General features: G+C 71.6%; 15 protein-coding genes. 11 read left to right on the top strand and 4 right to left on the bottom strand.

Features of this window, described 5'->3' with window-relative positions:
* Window positions 1-42 precede the first annotated feature (42 nt).
* Entirely contained in the window at window positions 43-663 is a 621-nt protein-coding gene (locus ACPYN4_RS10535) for a helix-turn-helix domain-containing protein (RefSeq protein WP_198159100.1), read from the bottom strand.
* Window positions 664-854: 191 nt separating this feature from the next.
* Here ACPYN4_RS10535 and ACPYN4_RS10530 point away from each other — a divergent pair, with 191 nt between their 5' ends.
* Genes ACPYN4_RS10530 through ACPYN4_RS10520 form a run of 3 tightly spaced genes read left to right on the top strand, consistent with a single transcriptional unit; the run spans window position 855 to window position 3,534 of the window.
* Window positions 855-1,811, top strand: a complete 957-nt coding sequence (locus ACPYN4_RS10530; RefSeq protein WP_028497146.1) for an ABC transporter substrate-binding protein — start codon at window positions 855-857, stop codon at window positions 1,809-1,811.
* A gap of 53 nt (window positions 1,812-1,864) precedes the next feature.
* The gene (locus ACPYN4_RS10525) at window positions 1,865-2,731 is read left to right on the top strand and encodes an ABC transporter permease (protein ID WP_424446315.1); all 867 of its coding nucleotides are present in this window, start codon (window positions 1,865-1,867) and stop codon (window positions 2,729-2,731) included.
* Between the two features lie 14 nt (window positions 2,732-2,745).
* Window positions 2,746-3,534 carry an ABC transporter ATP-binding protein gene (locus ACPYN4_RS10520; protein ID WP_076688357.1) on the top strand — a complete coding sequence of 263 codons (789 nt, stop codon included), beginning with the start codon at window positions 2,746-2,748 and terminating at the stop codon, window positions 3,532-3,534.
* 33 nt (window positions 3,535-3,567) lie between these two features.
* Here the strand turns inward: ACPYN4_RS10520 and ACPYN4_RS10515 are convergent, their stop codons facing one another.
* Window positions 3,568-3,834, bottom strand: coding sequence for an aspartate/glutamate racemase family protein (locus tag ACPYN4_RS10515; protein WP_424446314.1), 267 nt, complete (start codon window positions 3,832-3,834; stop codon window positions 3,568-3,570).
* Window positions 3,835-4,444: 610 nt separating this feature from the next.
* Here ACPYN4_RS10515 and uraD point away from each other — a divergent pair.
* From uraD to hpxO, 3 genes are all read left to right on the top strand, one after another.
* A complete protein-coding gene (uraD, locus tag ACPYN4_RS10510) occupies window positions 4,445-4,942 on the top strand; it encodes a 2-oxo-4-hydroxy-4-carboxy-5-ureidoimidazoline decarboxylase (RefSeq protein ID WP_424446313.1) in 498 nt (165 codons plus the stop codon).
* A gap of 1 nt (window position 4,943) precedes the next feature.
* Complete coding sequence (gene uraH, locus ACPYN4_RS10505; protein ID WP_239279431.1) at window positions 4,944-5,264, top strand: hydroxyisourate hydrolase; 321 nt, start codon at window positions 4,944-4,946, stop codon at window positions 5,262-5,264.
* 63 nt (window positions 5,265-5,327) lie between these two features.
* Window positions 5,328-6,521, top strand: a complete 1,194-nt coding sequence (hpxO, locus tag ACPYN4_RS10500) for an FAD-dependent urate hydroxylase HpxO (RefSeq protein ID WP_424446312.1) — start codon at window positions 5,328-5,330, stop codon at window positions 6,519-6,521.
* Between the two features lie 107 nt (window positions 6,522-6,628).
* Here hpxO and ACPYN4_RS10495 read toward each other — a convergent pair whose 3' ends face one another.
* Together ACPYN4_RS10495 and ACPYN4_RS10490 are read right to left on the bottom strand one after the other, a co-directional pair.
* On the bottom strand, window positions 6,629-8,149 hold the full coding sequence (locus ACPYN4_RS10495) for a MinD/ParA family ATP-binding protein (protein ID WP_424446311.1): 1,521 nt from the start codon (window positions 8,147-8,149) through the stop codon (window positions 6,629-6,631).
* Between the two features lie 102 nt (window positions 8,150-8,251).
* Entirely contained in the window at window positions 8,252-8,770 is a 519-nt protein-coding gene (locus tag ACPYN4_RS10490; protein ID WP_239279428.1) for an adenine phosphoribosyltransferase, read from the bottom strand.
* A gap of 178 nt (window positions 8,771-8,948) precedes the next feature.
* On the opposite strand from ACPYN4_RS10490, the gene ACPYN4_RS10485 reads away from it, so the two are divergent.
* The 5 genes from ACPYN4_RS10485 to ACPYN4_RS10465 all read left to right on the top strand — a co-directional run bounded on the left by ACPYN4_RS10485 (window position 8,949) and on the right by ACPYN4_RS10465 (window position 15,896).
* Entirely contained in the window at window positions 8,949-10,646 is a 1,698-nt protein-coding gene (locus ACPYN4_RS10485) for a glycoside hydrolase family 13 protein (protein ID WP_424446310.1), read from the top strand.
* Between the two features lie 28 nt (window positions 10,647-10,674).
* Window positions 10,675-11,697 (top strand): LacI family DNA-binding transcriptional regulator, encoded by a 1,023-nt coding sequence (locus tag ACPYN4_RS10480; RefSeq protein ID WP_424446309.1) that lies wholly within the window; start codon window positions 10,675-10,677, stop codon window positions 11,695-11,697.
* A gap of 31 nt (window positions 11,698-11,728) precedes the next feature.
* Window positions 11,729-12,949, top strand: a complete 1,221-nt coding sequence (locus tag ACPYN4_RS10475; RefSeq protein WP_076688339.1) for an amidohydrolase — start codon at window positions 11,729-11,731, stop codon at window positions 12,947-12,949.
* Entirely contained in the window at window positions 12,946-13,743 is a 798-nt protein-coding gene (locus ACPYN4_RS10470; protein WP_281652523.1) for a hypothetical protein, read from the top strand. The genes ACPYN4_RS10475 and ACPYN4_RS10470 overlap by 4 nt, the downstream gene beginning before the upstream one ends.
* A gap of 224 nt (window positions 13,744-13,967) precedes the next feature.
* On the top strand, window positions 13,968-15,896 hold the full coding sequence (locus tag ACPYN4_RS10465) for an APC family permease (protein ID WP_424446371.1): 1,929 nt from the start codon (window positions 13,968-13,970) through the stop codon (window positions 15,894-15,896).
* Window position 15,897: the final 1 nt, after the last annotated feature.

Raw genomic sequence — 15,897 nt, 5'->3', positions numbered from 1 at the left:
GCGATTACCCCCACGTAACGGGCGTGTGAAACGCCGCGGGGTTCACGCGCCGCGCGCCGGGAGGATCGTCAGCCAGATCGCCGAGGCGACCTCCGCCGTCTGGTTGACGACGCGGTGCGGCCGCGACGCGGCGAACGAGAGCGACCCGCCTGCGCCGAGCCGCACGGCGCCTTCCGTGAACTCGAACGTGAGCTCGCCCGACCGCACGTAACCCGACTCGAGGCCGTCATGCACGAGCATCGCACCGTCGGCGCTCGACGCGGAGCCAGGCGGGTAGATCGACTCGAAGAAGTCCACGCCGGGAAGAGGCGCCGGCGACAGCCGCCGGTAGACGACGCCCTGGTCCAGCTGTGCGGGGGCAGCCTCGCCCGGCCCGGTGACGAGGACCCCCGGGACGGGCTCGGCGACGTCACCTGCGGCGTGATCGAGGTCGGGTGCGAACAGATCGAGATCATCGAAGATCGCCGACACGGGAGCGCCCAGCACGGCGACGAGCTCGACGAGCCGGTTGACCGAGGGACGCATCGTGCCCGTCTCGATCTGCGACAGCGCGCTCGACGAGATGCCGAGCTGCTGTGCGACCGACGCGAGGGAGCGGCCCGAGGCCGTCCGCAGCCGACGCAGTCGCGCACCGATCTGTGCGGGCAGGGGGCTCTCTTCCACGGCATCCTCCGGTCCTCGTGCGCGACCCATCGTATGCGCGACCGACTGCGCGTGTGTTCAGTCATGACTTAACACAACCGTTACACCGCCTTCATGGCGAGCGCGACCGCGCTCGCTTTACTGGGGCCACACAGCACCTCGCACCGTCCGTCGGCCGTGTCGTCGGCGGACCGAACCCGGGAGTCCTTCACATGGCACGATTCCGTCCTCGCATCGCCGCCGCGCTGGCCGTGGCATCCGTCCTCATCCTGTCCGCCTGCAGCTCGGGTGACACGACACCCGCGTCGTCGGATGCCGCCGAGACCGTCACCGTCAAGATCGGCACCCTGCGCGGCCAGCCGCACTTCTACCAGCCGTTCCTCTACGACGACCACGCCGTCGACGGTGTGAAGTTCGAGGTCGTCACGCTCGACACGACGCCCGCCCTGTCCGACGCGCTCGTGTCGGGGTCGATCGACTTCGCGATCTCGGGTGTCACCCCGACGATCTCCTCCATCGCGCAGGGCCGCGACCTCAAGATCATCGCGAGCGCCGCCGACGGCGGATCCGGCTTCATCGGCAACGGCGAGTCGAGCCTCGACGAGCTCGTCGGCAAGAAGATCGGCATCGTCCAGGGTTCGGCCCAGGAGGTCGCCCTCCGCCTGCTGATCGATGAGGCCGGCCTCACCCCCGAGGACTTCGAGCTCTCGGTGATCCCCGTGCCCGAGATGGCGTCGGCGTTCATCGCGGGCGACATCGACGCGTTCATGGGCGTCGAGATCGGCGTCTCGATCGCGAAGAACGCGGGCGGCACCGAGGTCGTCGATCCGTACTCGACGCCCATCGGCAAGGTCAACATCGGCCTGGTCACCACCGGCAAGCTCATCGAGGAGAACCCCGAGCTCGTGCAGAAGGTCGTCGACACGCACGCCGCGACGACCGCCTACATGGCCGACAACATCGAGGAGTGGCTGCCCGGCATGGTCGAGGAGTTCGGCGGTGACGAGGACGTGTTCACGTCGGCGCTGGCGAACTTCTGGCTGCGCTCGGATCTGTCCGACGAGTACGTCGGACAGCTCTCCGCCCTCGCCGAGGCGATGGCCTCGATCGGGCTCATCACCACGACGCCCACGGGCGACGACATCGTGGACACCTCCTTCACCTCGTGATCGCGCGTGCGGGGGCGGCTGCGGCCTCCCCCGCACGCCAGAAGGGCGGCCGCATGGCCACGCAGACGACGGCGCGACCCGTGCGCCGACGCCCTCCCGCGCAACGACCCAATCAGCGCGCACTCCTCACGCGGATCCTCCTCGGGATCCCGATCCCGTTCCTCTTCCTCGTCTTGTGGCAGGTCGGGCGCGACCAGGCGTGGGAGATTCCCCTCATCGGCATCCGGATGGGGTACCTGCCCGCCCCCGGCGACGTCGTCGCGTCGCTGTGGGACTACGCATTCGGGGGCATCCACGACGACGCCTTCTCCGGCGACCTGTGGGTCAACCTCGGGGCGTCGTCGCTGCGGGTGCTCATCGGCTTCCTCATCGCGTCGGTGCTGGCCATCCCCCTCGGCATCCTGATGGGCCGCTACTACAAGATGGACGCGATGTTCGATCCGTTCATCAACCTGTTCCGGCCGATTCCGGCGACGGCGTGGGTGCCCCTCGTCGGCCTCCTCATCGGCTGGGGCGACCAGGCGACGATCTTCCTGATCGCCCTGTCCTCGTTCTTCCCGATCGTGCTCGGCGCGATCAGCGGATCCAAAGAGGTCCCGGGTCGGCTCATCGAGGCCGGGCAGATGCTCGGCGCCAGGCGGTGGGAGATCCTCGGCCAGATCGTCGTGCCCGCCTCGGCGGCAGCCGTCATCAACGGAATGCGCGTCGGGCTCGGGCTCGCCTGGGTCGTGCTCGTGCTCGGCGAGAGCATCGGCGTCAACGTCGGCCTCGGCTCTGCGATCATCCTCGCCCGCGACGTGGTGCGCACCGACATGATCGTCGTCGGCATGATCGTGATCGGCCTCGCCGGCTTCCTCTCCGACCGCATCCTCGTCGGAGCCTTCCGCCTGCTCACGCGCGGGCGCCCCCTGGTGAAGTGACGGGAGCACAGCACATGACCGATCTGACCACCGCCGACGTCGTCCTGCAGGATCTCGGCAAGCGCTACGGTCCGGAATGGGCCGGCGTGCAGGCCGTCGCCGACGTCGACATCGACATCGCGGCGGGCGAGTTCATCGCCGTCGTCGGCGCATCCGGCTGCGGCAAGAGCACCGTGCTGCGCATCCTCGCCGGATTCGAGCCCGCCACGAGCGGCAGCGTCACCGTCGGCGGGCGGCCCGTGACCGCCCCCGGTCCGGACCGCGGGGTCGTCTTCCAGGACTACGGGCTGTTCCCCTGGCTCACGGTGCGCGAGAACATCGCCTACGGCCCGAAACGGCGGCGCCTGCCGCGCGCACGTGTGCGCGAGCTTGCGGACCGGTTCACCGAGACCGTCGGGCTCAGCCGCTTCGCCGACCGTTACCCGGGCGAGCTGTCCGGCGGCATGCAGCAGCGGGTCGCGATCGCCCGCGTCCTCGCGAACGAGCCGAGCGTGCTGCTGATGGATGAGCCGTTCGGCGCGCTGGATGCGCTGACGCGGTCGGATCTTCAGGCCGAGCTCAAGCGCATCCACCTCGAGACCCGCACAACCGTCGTCTTCGTGACGCACTCGATCGAAGAGGCCGTGTTCCTCGCCGACCGCGTCGTGGTGATGACCGGTGGGGCCTCGCACGGCGTGCCCGGGCACATCGCGCGCACCGTGCCGATCGACCTGCCCGAGCCGCGGGATGTCACGACCCCCGCGTTCAACGCGTACAAGCGCGAGATCTCAGACCTCGTGCACGGCGCAGGCGATCACGCCTGACACCGGCCCCGGCCCCGGCCGCGGGGCAGCGCCTCACACGGCGACGAGGCGGGGCGGGCTCGCGTACTCGCTGCGCTTGCTCGTCTTCAGCCCCATCCGCACCATCGCGGTCGCGAGGCCCACACCCGACGCGACACCGTCGACGACGGGGACACCCGCTGTCGCGGTGAGCATGCGACACAGATCCGCCATCCCGGCGCAGCCGAGCACGATGACGTCGGCCTCGCGGCGCACCGCTTCGTGGCAGAGGCGGGCGATGGATGCCGCGGCCTCCGACCCGGTGTCCTCGAGCTCGAGCACGGGGATCTCGGCGGCCGTCAGCCAGACGGCCGCGTCACCGCGGTCGCGGCGGCGCCGTCGATCGTGCCGTCCGAGATGCCCTCGTCCTCGCCGTCGAACGTCGGGACCTGCGGGTCGAGACGCTCGAACAGGATGAACAGGCCATAGCCGAGAGCGCATCCGATGAACCAGGTGAAGTTGCCGATCCACGAGATGTCGAACAGCCCCAGGTCGGCGAACGTCTTCGGCAGGATCGCGAGGAGGACCGTCGGGATGCCCGCTGCCGCAGATCGAGCGCGGCGTGCTGCAGCCGAGCATCGCGCGTCTGATCGCGATCACCGAAGCACTGGATGTGCCGCTCGCCGACGTGTTGGGAATCGGTGACGATCGTTCCGCCGACGATGACGAACACCACGGGTTCGCGCTGCAGCGTGCGGGGCATGCCGTGCAGATCCCGCTCGAGGGGGGCGTGACGTTCCGGCGCATCTCGCCCGTGCCCTCTCCCGTGCTCCGTGCCGCACCTGCTGCACAACACCGGCACCGAAGATATCGTCGCGCAGTGGCTGATCGTCCACCCGGGCCGCTGAGCGCACGTTACGGGGCCGAAACGCCGCGGCGATACGGTCGGTGCATGCAGCTCTCGGAGTTCAACACCGCTGACCGCGAGACAGCGGCGGCGACGGTCGCGGTGTGGGCGGCGGTCCCCGCGTGGGTCGACGCGGTCGTCGCGGCGCGGCCGTACGCCTCGGTCGGCGAGGTCGCCGCGCGCGCCGACGCGCTCGCCCGCGGCTGGACCGACGCCGACCTGGATGCCGCGCTCGCCCACCACCCGCGCATCGGGCAGAAGCCCGCGGGGTCGGGGGCGGAAGCCGTCGCGAGCACCCGCGAGCAGGCGGCGATGGCGACGGCATCCGCGTCGACGACGGATGCCATGGCGCAGGCCAACGCCGACTACGAGACCCGGTTCGGGCGCGTGTTCCTCATCCGCGCCGCGGGCCGCAGTGCCGAAGAGATGCTCGCCGAAGTGCGCCGCCGCCTGGGCAACGACGACGCCGCGGAGGCCGCCGAGGCGCGCGATCAGCTGCGCCAGATCGCGCTGCTGCGCCTGCGCTCAAGCCTGGAGGACTGACATGAGCCACCTGACGACCCACATCCTCGACGCGACCGCGGGTGTGCCGGCGACGGGCGTCGCGGTGACCCTGGCGGGACCCGACGGCGTCGCCGTCGCGTCGGGACAGACCGACGCCGACGGGCGGCTCGCGCTCGGTCCGGACGTGCTGGAGCCGGGCGACTACTCGCTGAGGTTCGACACCGGGCCGTACTTCGCGGCGCAGGGAGTCGAGACCTTCTACCCGTCGGTGACGGTCGCGTTCACCGTCGCAGACCGTCCGCACTACCACGTGCCGTTGCTGCTGAGCCCGTTCGCGTACTCGACGTATCGCGGGTCGTGACGGCGTAACGCCCCGGTAGCGCGACGAAACCTGACGGTGACACAGCCTCCGTAGCCTGCGGATGTGAAGGTCATCATCGTGGGCGCGGGCATCGGCGGGACGAGCGCGGGGATCGCGCTCGCACGACTCGGACACGAGGTCGTCATCTACGACCGGATGCGTGAGAACAAGCCGGTCGGCGCGGCGCTGTCGCTGTGGTCCAACGGCGTCAAGGTGCTCAACTGGTTGGGCGTCGGCGCGGAAGTCGCGGCCCTCGGCGGCGACATGGCCGACATGGTCTACCTCGACGGGCACACCGGCGAGACGATGTGCGACTTCTCCCTGGCGCCGGTCACGGCGATGTCGGGGCAGAAGCCGTACCCTGTCGCGCGCGCCGACCTGCAGGCGCTGCTGATGGAGCGCGTCGGCATGGATCGCATCCACCTCGGGCGCCAGGTCGTGGCGATCGCCGACGACGGCACGCAGGTCACGGTGACGTTCGCCGACGGCACGACCGACACGGGCGACCTGCTGATCGGCGCCGACGGCGCTCGCTCGATCACGCGCGACTACGTGCAGCCCGAGGGCGCACCCGAGATCGTGCGCGAGTACTCCGGGTACACCAACTTCAACGGGCTGATTCCGACGGATGCCGCAGTCGGCCGCGCCACCGCGTGGACGACCTACGTCGCCGACGGCAAGCGCGCGGCGGTCATGCCCGTCGCGGGCGACCGGTTCTACTTCTGGTTCGACGTGCCGCAGCCGGCGGGACTCGAGTACGATCGCGCCGACGGCGTCGCACCGCTGCGGGCGGCGTTCGACGGGTGGGCGCCGGGGGTCGTGGCGCTGCTCGACGCGATCGACCCCGCGGCATCCCTCAATCGCGTCGAGATCTGGGACATCACGCCGTTCTCGACGTGGGCGAAGGGGCGCGTCGCGATCCTCGGCGATGCGGCGCACAACACGGCGCCCGACATCGGGCAGGGCGCGTGCTCGGCGCTCGAGGATGCCTTCGCGCTCGGGATCGCGTTCGCGACGAACACCGTGAGCGTCGAAGACACCCTGAAGCGGTACGAGCAGATGCGCGCGGAGCGCGCGGGCGACCTCGTGCTGCGGGCGCGCAAGCGCGGCTACGAGACGCACGCGTTCGACGTGGACGTCACCGAGGCCTGGTACGAGAGCCTGCGCGGCGCCGACGGTGTTGGCATCATCCGCGGGATCGTGGGCAACATCGACGGCACCCCCGTCGACCTCGGCGGCGGATTGCGCGCGGTCTGAGCCGCGGGGCGCGGGCGGTGCTCGGCCCGCATCCGTTCATCCGGCCCGTCGTACCGCTACGCGTGCGCGGAAGCGACCCCGAGGGACGGATGAACGGGGGTCGCGGGTCAGAGCCGCTGGGCGATCGCCGCGGCGGCCGTGAGCCAGGCGTCGCGCGACTCGGGCGACAGCGCGTCGAAGTCGATCGGGCCGCCATCGACCAGCGCCGGGTCGAACGGCACGTGCACGACGTCGCCCGTCACCTGCGAGAAGTGGTGCTCGAGCCGCTCCGCGAGCTTGCGGTCGGGCCGCGCCGACGGCGCCGCGAGGATCGTGACCGCGTCGTCGATCTTCGCGTCGAAGCCCTTCTCGCGCAGCCCGTCGAGCAGCCACGCGGCGCTCGCGGCGGTGTCCTCGCGCACCGTCGAGACGATCACGAGCTGATCGGCGGCCGCGACGGCGGCGACCCAGTTCGACGCGCGCATGTTGTTGCCCGTGTCGACGATCAGGAGGCGGTAGTAGCGCGACAGCACACCGTGGAGGCGGTCGAACGCGGCCGCGTCGATCGTGGAGGATGCCGCGGCATCCTCATCCGACGCGAGCACATCGAAGCGGGCGTCGACCTGCGTGCGCACGTACGTGTCGAGCGCGGCGAGGCTCGCCTGGCTCGGCTCGGTGAACTGGTCGAGGTGCTCGAGCAGGTCGACCGCGGTGCGGTGGTGCGGCGCGTTCTGCGCGCGCCAGCCGAGCGTTCCGCGGGTCTCGTTGTTGTCCCACGCGAGCGTCGCGCCGCCGCGCTGCGTGCCGAAGGTCGCGGCGAGGAGCAGCGTCGACGTCGTCTTGTGCGCGCCGCCCTTCGGGTTGAGCACGACGATCGTGCGGGATGCGTCGAGCCGCCGCTGCACCGTGCGCTCGCGATCGAGGCGGGACTGCTCGGCCTTGCCGGGGCGCGGCGAGATCGCCCCACCGGTCGCACGGCGCACGGCGCCCTGCCAGCCCTCGGTCGCGCGGGGCTTGGTGCGATCGGCGCGGGAGTTCAGCAGATCCTCGACGGTCGGCGTCGCCCGCTGTGCGGGGTCGCGGTGCGCGCTCTCGCGACGGGCGAGATCGCTCCGGGACAGGTCGCTGCGGAGGTGCCCTGCGGGGGCGGCGGCAGGCTCCGGCTGCGCAGCCACGGGGGCGGGAACGGGCTCCGCGACGGAGGCGGTAACGGGTGCCTCGACCGAGGCAGGCACCTCGACGCGGGCGGGCTCCTCGACGGGGGCGGGTTCTTCGACCGAGGCGGGCACCTCGGCGACCGCGCCCGCGACCGCCGCAGCCGCGGCCTCCGGGAGGACGGGCACCTCGCCGGTGCGCACCGGGTGGGGCGCGGGCGCCGGCTCGCCGTCGGCGTGCTCGGCGAGGGCGGTGGCCTCGATGAAGGCGCCGTCGGGGTGGACGATCAGCGGCCAGCGCACGTCGCCGTCGACGACGATCGCCGTGACGGGCTCGCCCGCCGAGGCCGCGAGCTGGCGGATCGACTCGACGATGCGGCCGCGCAGGCCCTCCTCCGTCGACGCGAAGACCTCGTCGACCTCACCGGCCACATGGATGCGGGCGAGCGTGTTCGAGGTGAGGTGCACGATCGGTTCGGAGGTGACGGTTCCCACGGGAGCCCTTCTGTCGGGTGCGTTCGGCGCGGCGCGGCGCTCCGAGTATCCCATCGACGCCGCGTCGCTCCCGGCATCCCGCGCCACGCCCCGCCGAACCGGCTACACCCGGAAGACGGCGTGCACGGGGCCGGCGACCTCCTGACCGCCGAGCGAGGCGAGCTCCATCAGCACGGCGGTGCCCGCCAACTCCAGACCCAGCTCAGCGAGCAGCTGCTGCCCGGCGCGCAGCGTGCCGCCGGTGGCGAGGATGTCGTCGACGAGCAGCACCCGCGTGCCGCGCGGGAGGTCGTTGCTCATCTCGATCTGCGCCGTCCCGTACTCCAGCGCATAGGAGACGGATGCCGCGGGTCGCGGCAGCTTGCCCGCCTTGCGGATCGGCGCCATCCCGACGCCCGCGGCGATCGCGACGGCGCCGGCGAGCATGAACCCGCGCGCCTCCACGCCGGCCACGACGTCGAACCCACCCGCGAACGGCGCGATGACGGCGTCGACGACGGTGCGCAGCGCCGCGGCGTCGGCCAGCAGCGGCGAGATGTCGCGGAACAGCACCCCGGGGGACGGGAAGTCGGGGATCGTGGCGATGAGCGATTCGGCGCGGGCGAGGGCCTCGGAAGTCACCGGTCCAGCGTACGCGCGCGCCGGGCGCCGACGCGTGCCGTGGCTAACTCCTTCGATCCGGGCGCGCACTGCGCGAAAACCCCGGAGTATCGCGGCTCACGCGCGGAATCGAGGGAGTTAGCCACGCGCGACCCGCCAGCCCCTCCTGTGCGCAAGCGCTTGCGCTACGCTGGTGCGCATGACGTCGCAGCTGACTTCCCCCCTGCCCGAGATCGGCGAGACCCGCCCCGGCGCCGAATGGTGGCGCACCGCGGTGATCTACCAGATCTACCCGCGATCGTTCGCCGACGCCTCCGGCGACGGCATCGGCGACCTGCCGGGCGTCACCGCCCACCTCGACGACCTCCGTTCCCTCGGTGTGGATGCCGTGTGGCTGAGCCCCTTCTACCGCTCACCGCAGCACGACGCCGGCTACGACGTCGCCGACTACTGCGACGTCGACCCGCTGTTCGGCACTCTCGCCGACTTCGACGACATGCTCGCCGCGGCGCACGCCCGCGGCATCCGGGTCATCGTCGACCTCGTTCCCAACCACAGCTCCGACCAGCACCCGTGGTTCCAGCGGGCGCTCGCGGCGGCGCCGGGCAGCCCCGAGCGCGCGCTGTACATGTTCCGCGACGGCAAGGGCGAGAACGGCGACCTGCCGCCCAACAACTGGGAGTCGGTCTTCGGCGGCCCGGCGTGGACCCGCACGACGAACCCCGACGGCACGCCCGGCCAGTGGTACCTGCACCTCTTCGACACGACGCAGCCCGACTTCGACTGGTCGAACCCCGCCGTGCAGGAGGAGTTCCGCCGCATCCTGCGCTTCTGGCTCGATCGGGGCGTCGACGGGTTCCGCGTCGACGTCGCCCACGGCCTGGTGAAGACCGACGGCCTGCCCGACCATCTTCCGGCGGTGGATGCCGACAGCATGGGCGGCGGCGAGGAGAACGTGCCGTACTGGGGCCAGGAGGGTGTCCACGAGATCTACCGGGACTGGCATCGCGTCCTCGCGGAGTACGACGGCGACCGCGCGCTGTGCGCCGAGGCGTGGCTGCCGACGGTGGACCGCACCGCGGAATGGGTGCGCCCCGAAGAGATGCACCAGGCGTTCAACTTCCCGTACCTCATGACGGAGTGGGAGGCCCCCGCGATCCGCGAGGTCATCGCCGAGTCGCTGCGCGCGTTCCCCGCCGTCGGCGCCCCGGCGACGTGGGTGCTCTCCAACCACGACGTCGTGCGCCACGCGTCGCGGCTCGCCCTGACCGCGGAGAACCCGCAGGGTCACGGCATCGGTCCCGACAGCCCCGGCCAGCCGATCCCGGAGGTGGGCCTGCGCCGGGCCCGCGCGGCGACGACCGTCATGCTCGCCCTCCCCGGCTCCGCCTACCTCTACCAGGGCGAAGAGCTGGGCCTTCCCGAGGTCATTGCCCTGCCGCCCGAGTCGCGCCAGGACCCGACGTGGTTCCGCACCGACGGCGAGCGCTACGGCCGCGACGGATGCCGGGTCCCGATCCCGTGGTCGGCCGACGCGCCGGGGTACGGGTTCAGCCCGACCGGCGAGGCGTGGCTGCCGCAGCCGGCGGAGTGGGCACAGCTCGCACGGGACGTGCAGGAGGACGACCCGGAGTCGACGCTGTGGCTGTACCGGACGCTGCTGGCCACCCGCCGGGCCGAGAACCTCGGCGCCGGTGAGCTGGAGTGGCTGGACGGCTACGGCGAGGACGTCCTGGCGTTCCGCGTCTCGACCGGCGCGGCCGGCTCGGTGACGGTGCTCGCGAACGCCGGCAGCACGCCGGCGCCGCTTCCTGCCGGTACGGTGCTGGTGGCCAGTGCTCCGTTCGACGGCACGGATCTGCCCGTCGACGTGGCGGTCTGGATCGCCGCGGACTGAGCCGCCACCGACCGAGGGCGAGCGCGAGATGATCGGGATCGACGAGGTGGCACGTGCCGCCGGTGTGTCGACGACGACCGTCTCGCGCGCCCTGAGCGGCCGGGGGCGCGTCTCGGAGGCGACGCGTGAGCGCGTGCGGCAGACCGCGGAGCGGCTCGGCTACGTCGTCACCGCCGCGGCGGCGACGCTCGCCTCCGGGCGGGCACAGAACGTCGGGGTCGTCGTGCCGCTCCTGGACCGCTGGTTCTTCGCGACGGTGCTCGACGGCATCGCCGCGCAGCTCGCCCGGCGCGGGTACGACCTCACGCTGTACGCGCTGACGGACGACCCCGCGCAGCGGCGCGGACTGTTCGAGACGTCGCTGCGTCGTCGCCGGGTCGACGGGCTCATCGTGCTGTCGGGCCTGCTGACCGACGACGAGGTCGCCCACGTCGCGGGGCTCGGCCTGCCCGTCGTGGGGCTGGGCGTCCCGCGCGGAGACTTCCCGTCACTGCGCGTGGACGACACGGCGGTCGGCCGGACCGCGACCGAGCACCTCCTGCAGCGGGGCCACCGCGACATCGCGCACATCAGCGAGAGCCTTCCGGCGACATCGCCCGCCGACCCGGAGTTCGACATCCCCTCGCGCCGCCGGCGCGGTTACGAGGCGGCGATGGCGGATGCCGGCATCCGCACACCCCGCTTCGCCGAGGCCGACTTCACGATCGACGGCGGGCGGCGCGCCGCGCACGCGCTGCTGCGGTCGGCGCAGCCGCCGACGGCGATCTTCGCCGCCTCGGACGAGATGGCGTACGGCGTGCTGACCGCGGCGCGCGAACTCGGCCTGTCGGTGCCCGGGGACCTGTCGGTGATCGGCGTCGACGGGCACGACCTCGCGGGGCTGTTCGACCTCACGACGATCGACCAGTTCCCCCACGCCCAGGGCGAGCGGGCCGGCGAGGCGATCCTCGCCGCGCTCGAGGCGCCGACCCCGGCCGAGGCGGGGCTCGCGGCGGCATCCCTCCCCTTCGAGCTCGTCGTCCGCGGCTCGACGGCGGGCCCGCCCGCGTAGGCGGGTTGCGGGCCCGCGTAGGCTCCTTGGCATGGCCATCGATCTCGAAGCGCTGTACATCGACCTGCACCGGCATCCCGAACTGTCGTTCCAGGAGACCCGCACGGCGGGCGTCATCACCCGGGAACTGGCCGCGCTGGGGCTGGAGTACGTGGAGGGGCTCGGCAAGACCGGCGTCGCGACGCGCATCACCGGCGGCGCGGGCGAAGGCCCCGTCGTCTGGCTGCGCGCCGACATGGACGGCCTGCCCGTCGCCGAGCAGACCGGCCTCGCGTACGCGTCGACCGCCCGCGGCACCGACCCTGCTGGCACCGATGTCCCGGTGATGCACGCGTGCGGGCACGACATGCACGTGACCGCCCTGCTCGGCGCCCTGGAGAAGCTCGCCCAGACCCGCGACGAGTGGTCCGGCACCGTCGTCGCGGTCTTCCAGCCCGCCGAGGAGTACGGCGCCGGGTCTCAGGCGATGATCGCCGACGGCGTGCTCGAAAAGTTCCCGAAGCCCGACATCGTCCTCGGCCAGCACCTCACTCCCCTGCCGGCCGGCACGATCGGGGTGCGTCCGGGCACGCAGATGGCCGCCTCGGACGGCCTGACGGTGACCCTCCTCGGCCGCGGCGGACACGGGTCGCGCCCCCACGCCACGATCGACCCCGTCGTCATGGCCGCGGCGACCGTCATGCGGCTGCAGACGATCGTCTCCCGCGAGGTCGACCCGCGCGAGATGGCCGTCGTCACGGTCGGATCGATCCACGCGGGCCTGAAGAACAACATCATCCCCGCCGAGGCGCGCCTGGAGCTGAGCCTGCGCTACCCCGACGACGACGCGCGCGCCGACGTCATGGCACGCGTGGAGCGGATCGTGCGGGCGGAGGCCGCGGCATCCGGCGCCGAGCAGGAGCCCGTCATCGCCGTCGACCACTCGCTGCCGCCGACGATCAACGACCCCGACGCGACCGCGCGGCTGACTGCCGCGTTCGACCGCGCGTTCGGCGAGGGCACGGTCATCGACCCCGGCATGTTCACCGGCAGCGAGGACGTCTCGTGGTTCGCCCGCGAGGCGGGCGTTCCGCTCGTGTTCTGGTTCTGGGGCGGGCTCGACCCGCAGCAGTGGGCGGATGCCGCCGCGCGCGGCACCGTCAACGAGGACATCCCGACCAACCACTCCCCGTTCTTCGCGCCGATCCTGCACCCCACGATCGAGCGCGGCGTGGATGCCCTGGTCGTCGCGGCCCGGGAGTTCCTCGCGTGAGCGGCGACGACCCGTTCGGCCTGCTGCAGCCGTCGCCGTCCGAACCCGAGCCCGAGCGCGAGCCGCGGCCCGAGCGTGAGCCGCGCTCGCGCGTGCCGCTCGTGCTGGGGATCATCGCGGCGGTGCTGTTCGTCGCGGTCGTGGTGACCCTCGCGATCGCGCTGACACGGTCTCCCGCGGCGACCCCGACCCCGACGACGCCGCCCGCGACCTCCGCGCCGACAACCGCCGCGCCCTCGCCGACGCCCACCGATGACCCCGCGACCGAACCGGTCGCCCTGCAGCTGAGCGGCACGGGCTTCGCCCTGGTGGACGAGGCGGGCGAGGAGGTCTTCACCTACACGTGGGCGGGCGACGCCGCGGCCGCCGTGACCGCCCTCACCGACGCGTTCGGCGCTGCACCCACGACGCGCGTCGAACCCGGCGACGGCAGCCACTACCCCGACTACACCGTCTACCAGTGGGACGGCTTCATGCTGTTCGACATGGTCGAGACGCCCGGCGGCACGCCCCGCGCCGAGTATGCGCAGCCGTCGTACGTGCTGTTCTCGCGCAACGAGATCGGCGACATCTCGCTCGTCGCCGAGCACGGCCTGAAGATCGGCATGACGGTGGATGCGGTCCGCGCCCTGTCTCCCGACCAGGAGATCCCCCGCGGCACGGTGGGCGCCATCCGGTTCGTGTTCGACCAGGCGCGATCGAACGCGGAAGGACCGCTGCAGTACAGCGTCTTCGCCGACACCGACGGGACCGTCGTGACGGCGGTGCTGTACTTCCGCTACTCCGACCTGTGAGCCGGGTCTTCCCGGGCATCGGTGAGCCGCTGGCGTGAGAGCACGCCGGGCTCGCAGGATGTCGCGCCGCGGGTCGCATTGCGCGGCGGACGGCCCGGGCGTAGTGTCGCGCCGTGACAGACGACAGTCGGGGCCCGGCGGAAGAGACGCCGATCGCCAAACGCATCCTCATCGGCGAGCCGCTGACGAGCGAAGAGCTCGAGGGGCAACTGCTCCCGAAGAAGATGGCGCTGCCGATCTTCGCCTCCGACGCGCTGTCGTCGGTGGCGTACGCGCCGCAGGAGATGCTGATGATCCTCCTCATCGGCGGCACCGCGTTCCTCGCGTTCAGCCCGTGGGTCGCGGCGGCGGTCGTGGCGCTGCTCATCGTCGTCGTGCTCAGCTACCGCCAGCTCATCAAGGCGTACCCCTCGGGCGGCGGCGACTACGAGGTCGCCCGCACGAACCTCGGCGAGAAGGCAGGCGTCGTCGTCGCGGCCGCGCTCCTGGTGGACTACGTGCTGACGGTCGCGGTGTCCGTGGCATCCGGCGTCGACAACATCATCTCGGCGCTGCCCGGCCTCGACCCGTGGCGGGTGGAGCTTGCGGTCGGCTTCGTGATCCTCATCATCCTCGTGAACCTCCGTGGTGTCCGCGAGGCATCGACCGCCTTCGCCATTCCGACGTACTTGTTCATCGGGTCGGTGCTCCTCATGATCGCCACGGGGCTCGTGCGCTGGATGCTGGGCGACGCGCCCATCGCCGAGAGCGCGCAGTTCGCCGTGCAGGCCGAAGACCTCAGCCAGGCCGCCGTGATCCTCCTCATCCTGCGCGCGTTCTCCAGCGGATGCTCGGCGCTGACCGGCGTCGAGGCGGTCTCCAACGGCGTGCCGGCGTTCCGGCACCCCAAGGTGCGCAACGCCCAGACGACCCTCGTGCTCATGGGTTCGATCGCGATCATCATGTTCGCGGGCCTGACGCTCCTCGCCCTCGTGGCCGGTGTGCATTACGCCGAGAATCCCTGCAACCTGATCGGCTTCGACTGCAAGGCCGCGGTGCAGCCGAGCCTCATGGCCCAGGTCGCCGCCGCCACGTTCGGAAACGGCAGCATCCTCTTCTTCGTGATCCAGGCGGCGACGGCGGCGGTGCTGCTCCTCGCGGCGAACACGGCGTTCAACGGGTTCCCCCTGCTGGGCTCGGTCCTCGCCCGCGACGGCTACGCCCCGAAGGCGCTCAACACGCGCGGCGACCGTCTCGTCTACTCGAACGGCATGATCATCCTGGGTCTTGCCGCCGTGCTCGTCCTCGTGATCTTCCAGGCGAAGCTCACGGTGCTGATCCAGCTCTACATCATCGGCGTCTTCGTGTCGTTCTCCCTGGGCCAGATCGGCATGGTGCGGCACTGGCGGCGCGAGCTGCGACTGCTCTCACCCAAGGCGGTGGGCGAACGCCGAGAGGCGTGGTCGGGCCTGTTCATCAACTCGCTCGGCGCGACCTTCACCGTCGTCGTGCTCGTGATCGTGACGATCACGAAGTTCACGCACGGCGCCTGGCTCGTCTTCCTCGCGATCCCCGTGCTGTCATTCCTCATGATCGGCGTGCACCGGTACTACCGCGACGTCGAGCACGAGATCGAGATGGACGACGACGTGCACTTCGGCGCGTCCGGGGACGTCGCGATCGTCCTCGTCGGCAAGCTGCAGAAGCCCGTCGCGAAGGCGATCGACTACGCCCTCGCCGCAAAGCACGACAAGACGATCGCGGTGCACATCGCCGTCACCGCAGATGACGCCCGCGAGGTGCAGGACGACTGGGAGTTCCACCACATGCCCGTGCCGCTGCTCGTGATCGAGTCGCCGTACCGGCAGTACGCCGCACCGCTCGCGCAGTTCATCACCGAGTACCGCAAGAAGCACGGCTCGTCGATCGTCACGGTCTACCTGCCGCAGTACATCGTCGGCCACTGGTGGGAGAGCCTGCTGCACAACCGCCGCGCACGGCGCATCGCGCAGCAGCTCATGCTCGTCCACGGCGTGCAGATCACCCTCGTGCCGTGGCTGCTCGACTCCTCCGAGCTCATCTACGGCCGCCGGTCCCGGCCGCTGCCGGGCGACGATCGCGCCGGCCGCATCACGACCTACGGACTCGTCGCCCACACCGACGACGGGCCCTGAG

The sequence above is a fragment of the Microbacterium sp. CH-015 genome (assembly GCF_049707015.1).
In the GTDB taxonomy this organism is placed as follows: domain Bacteria; phylum Actinomycetota; class Actinomycetes; order Actinomycetales; family Microbacteriaceae; genus Microbacterium; species Microbacterium aurum.
This window is presented reverse-complemented; position numbering and strand designations above follow the sequence as displayed.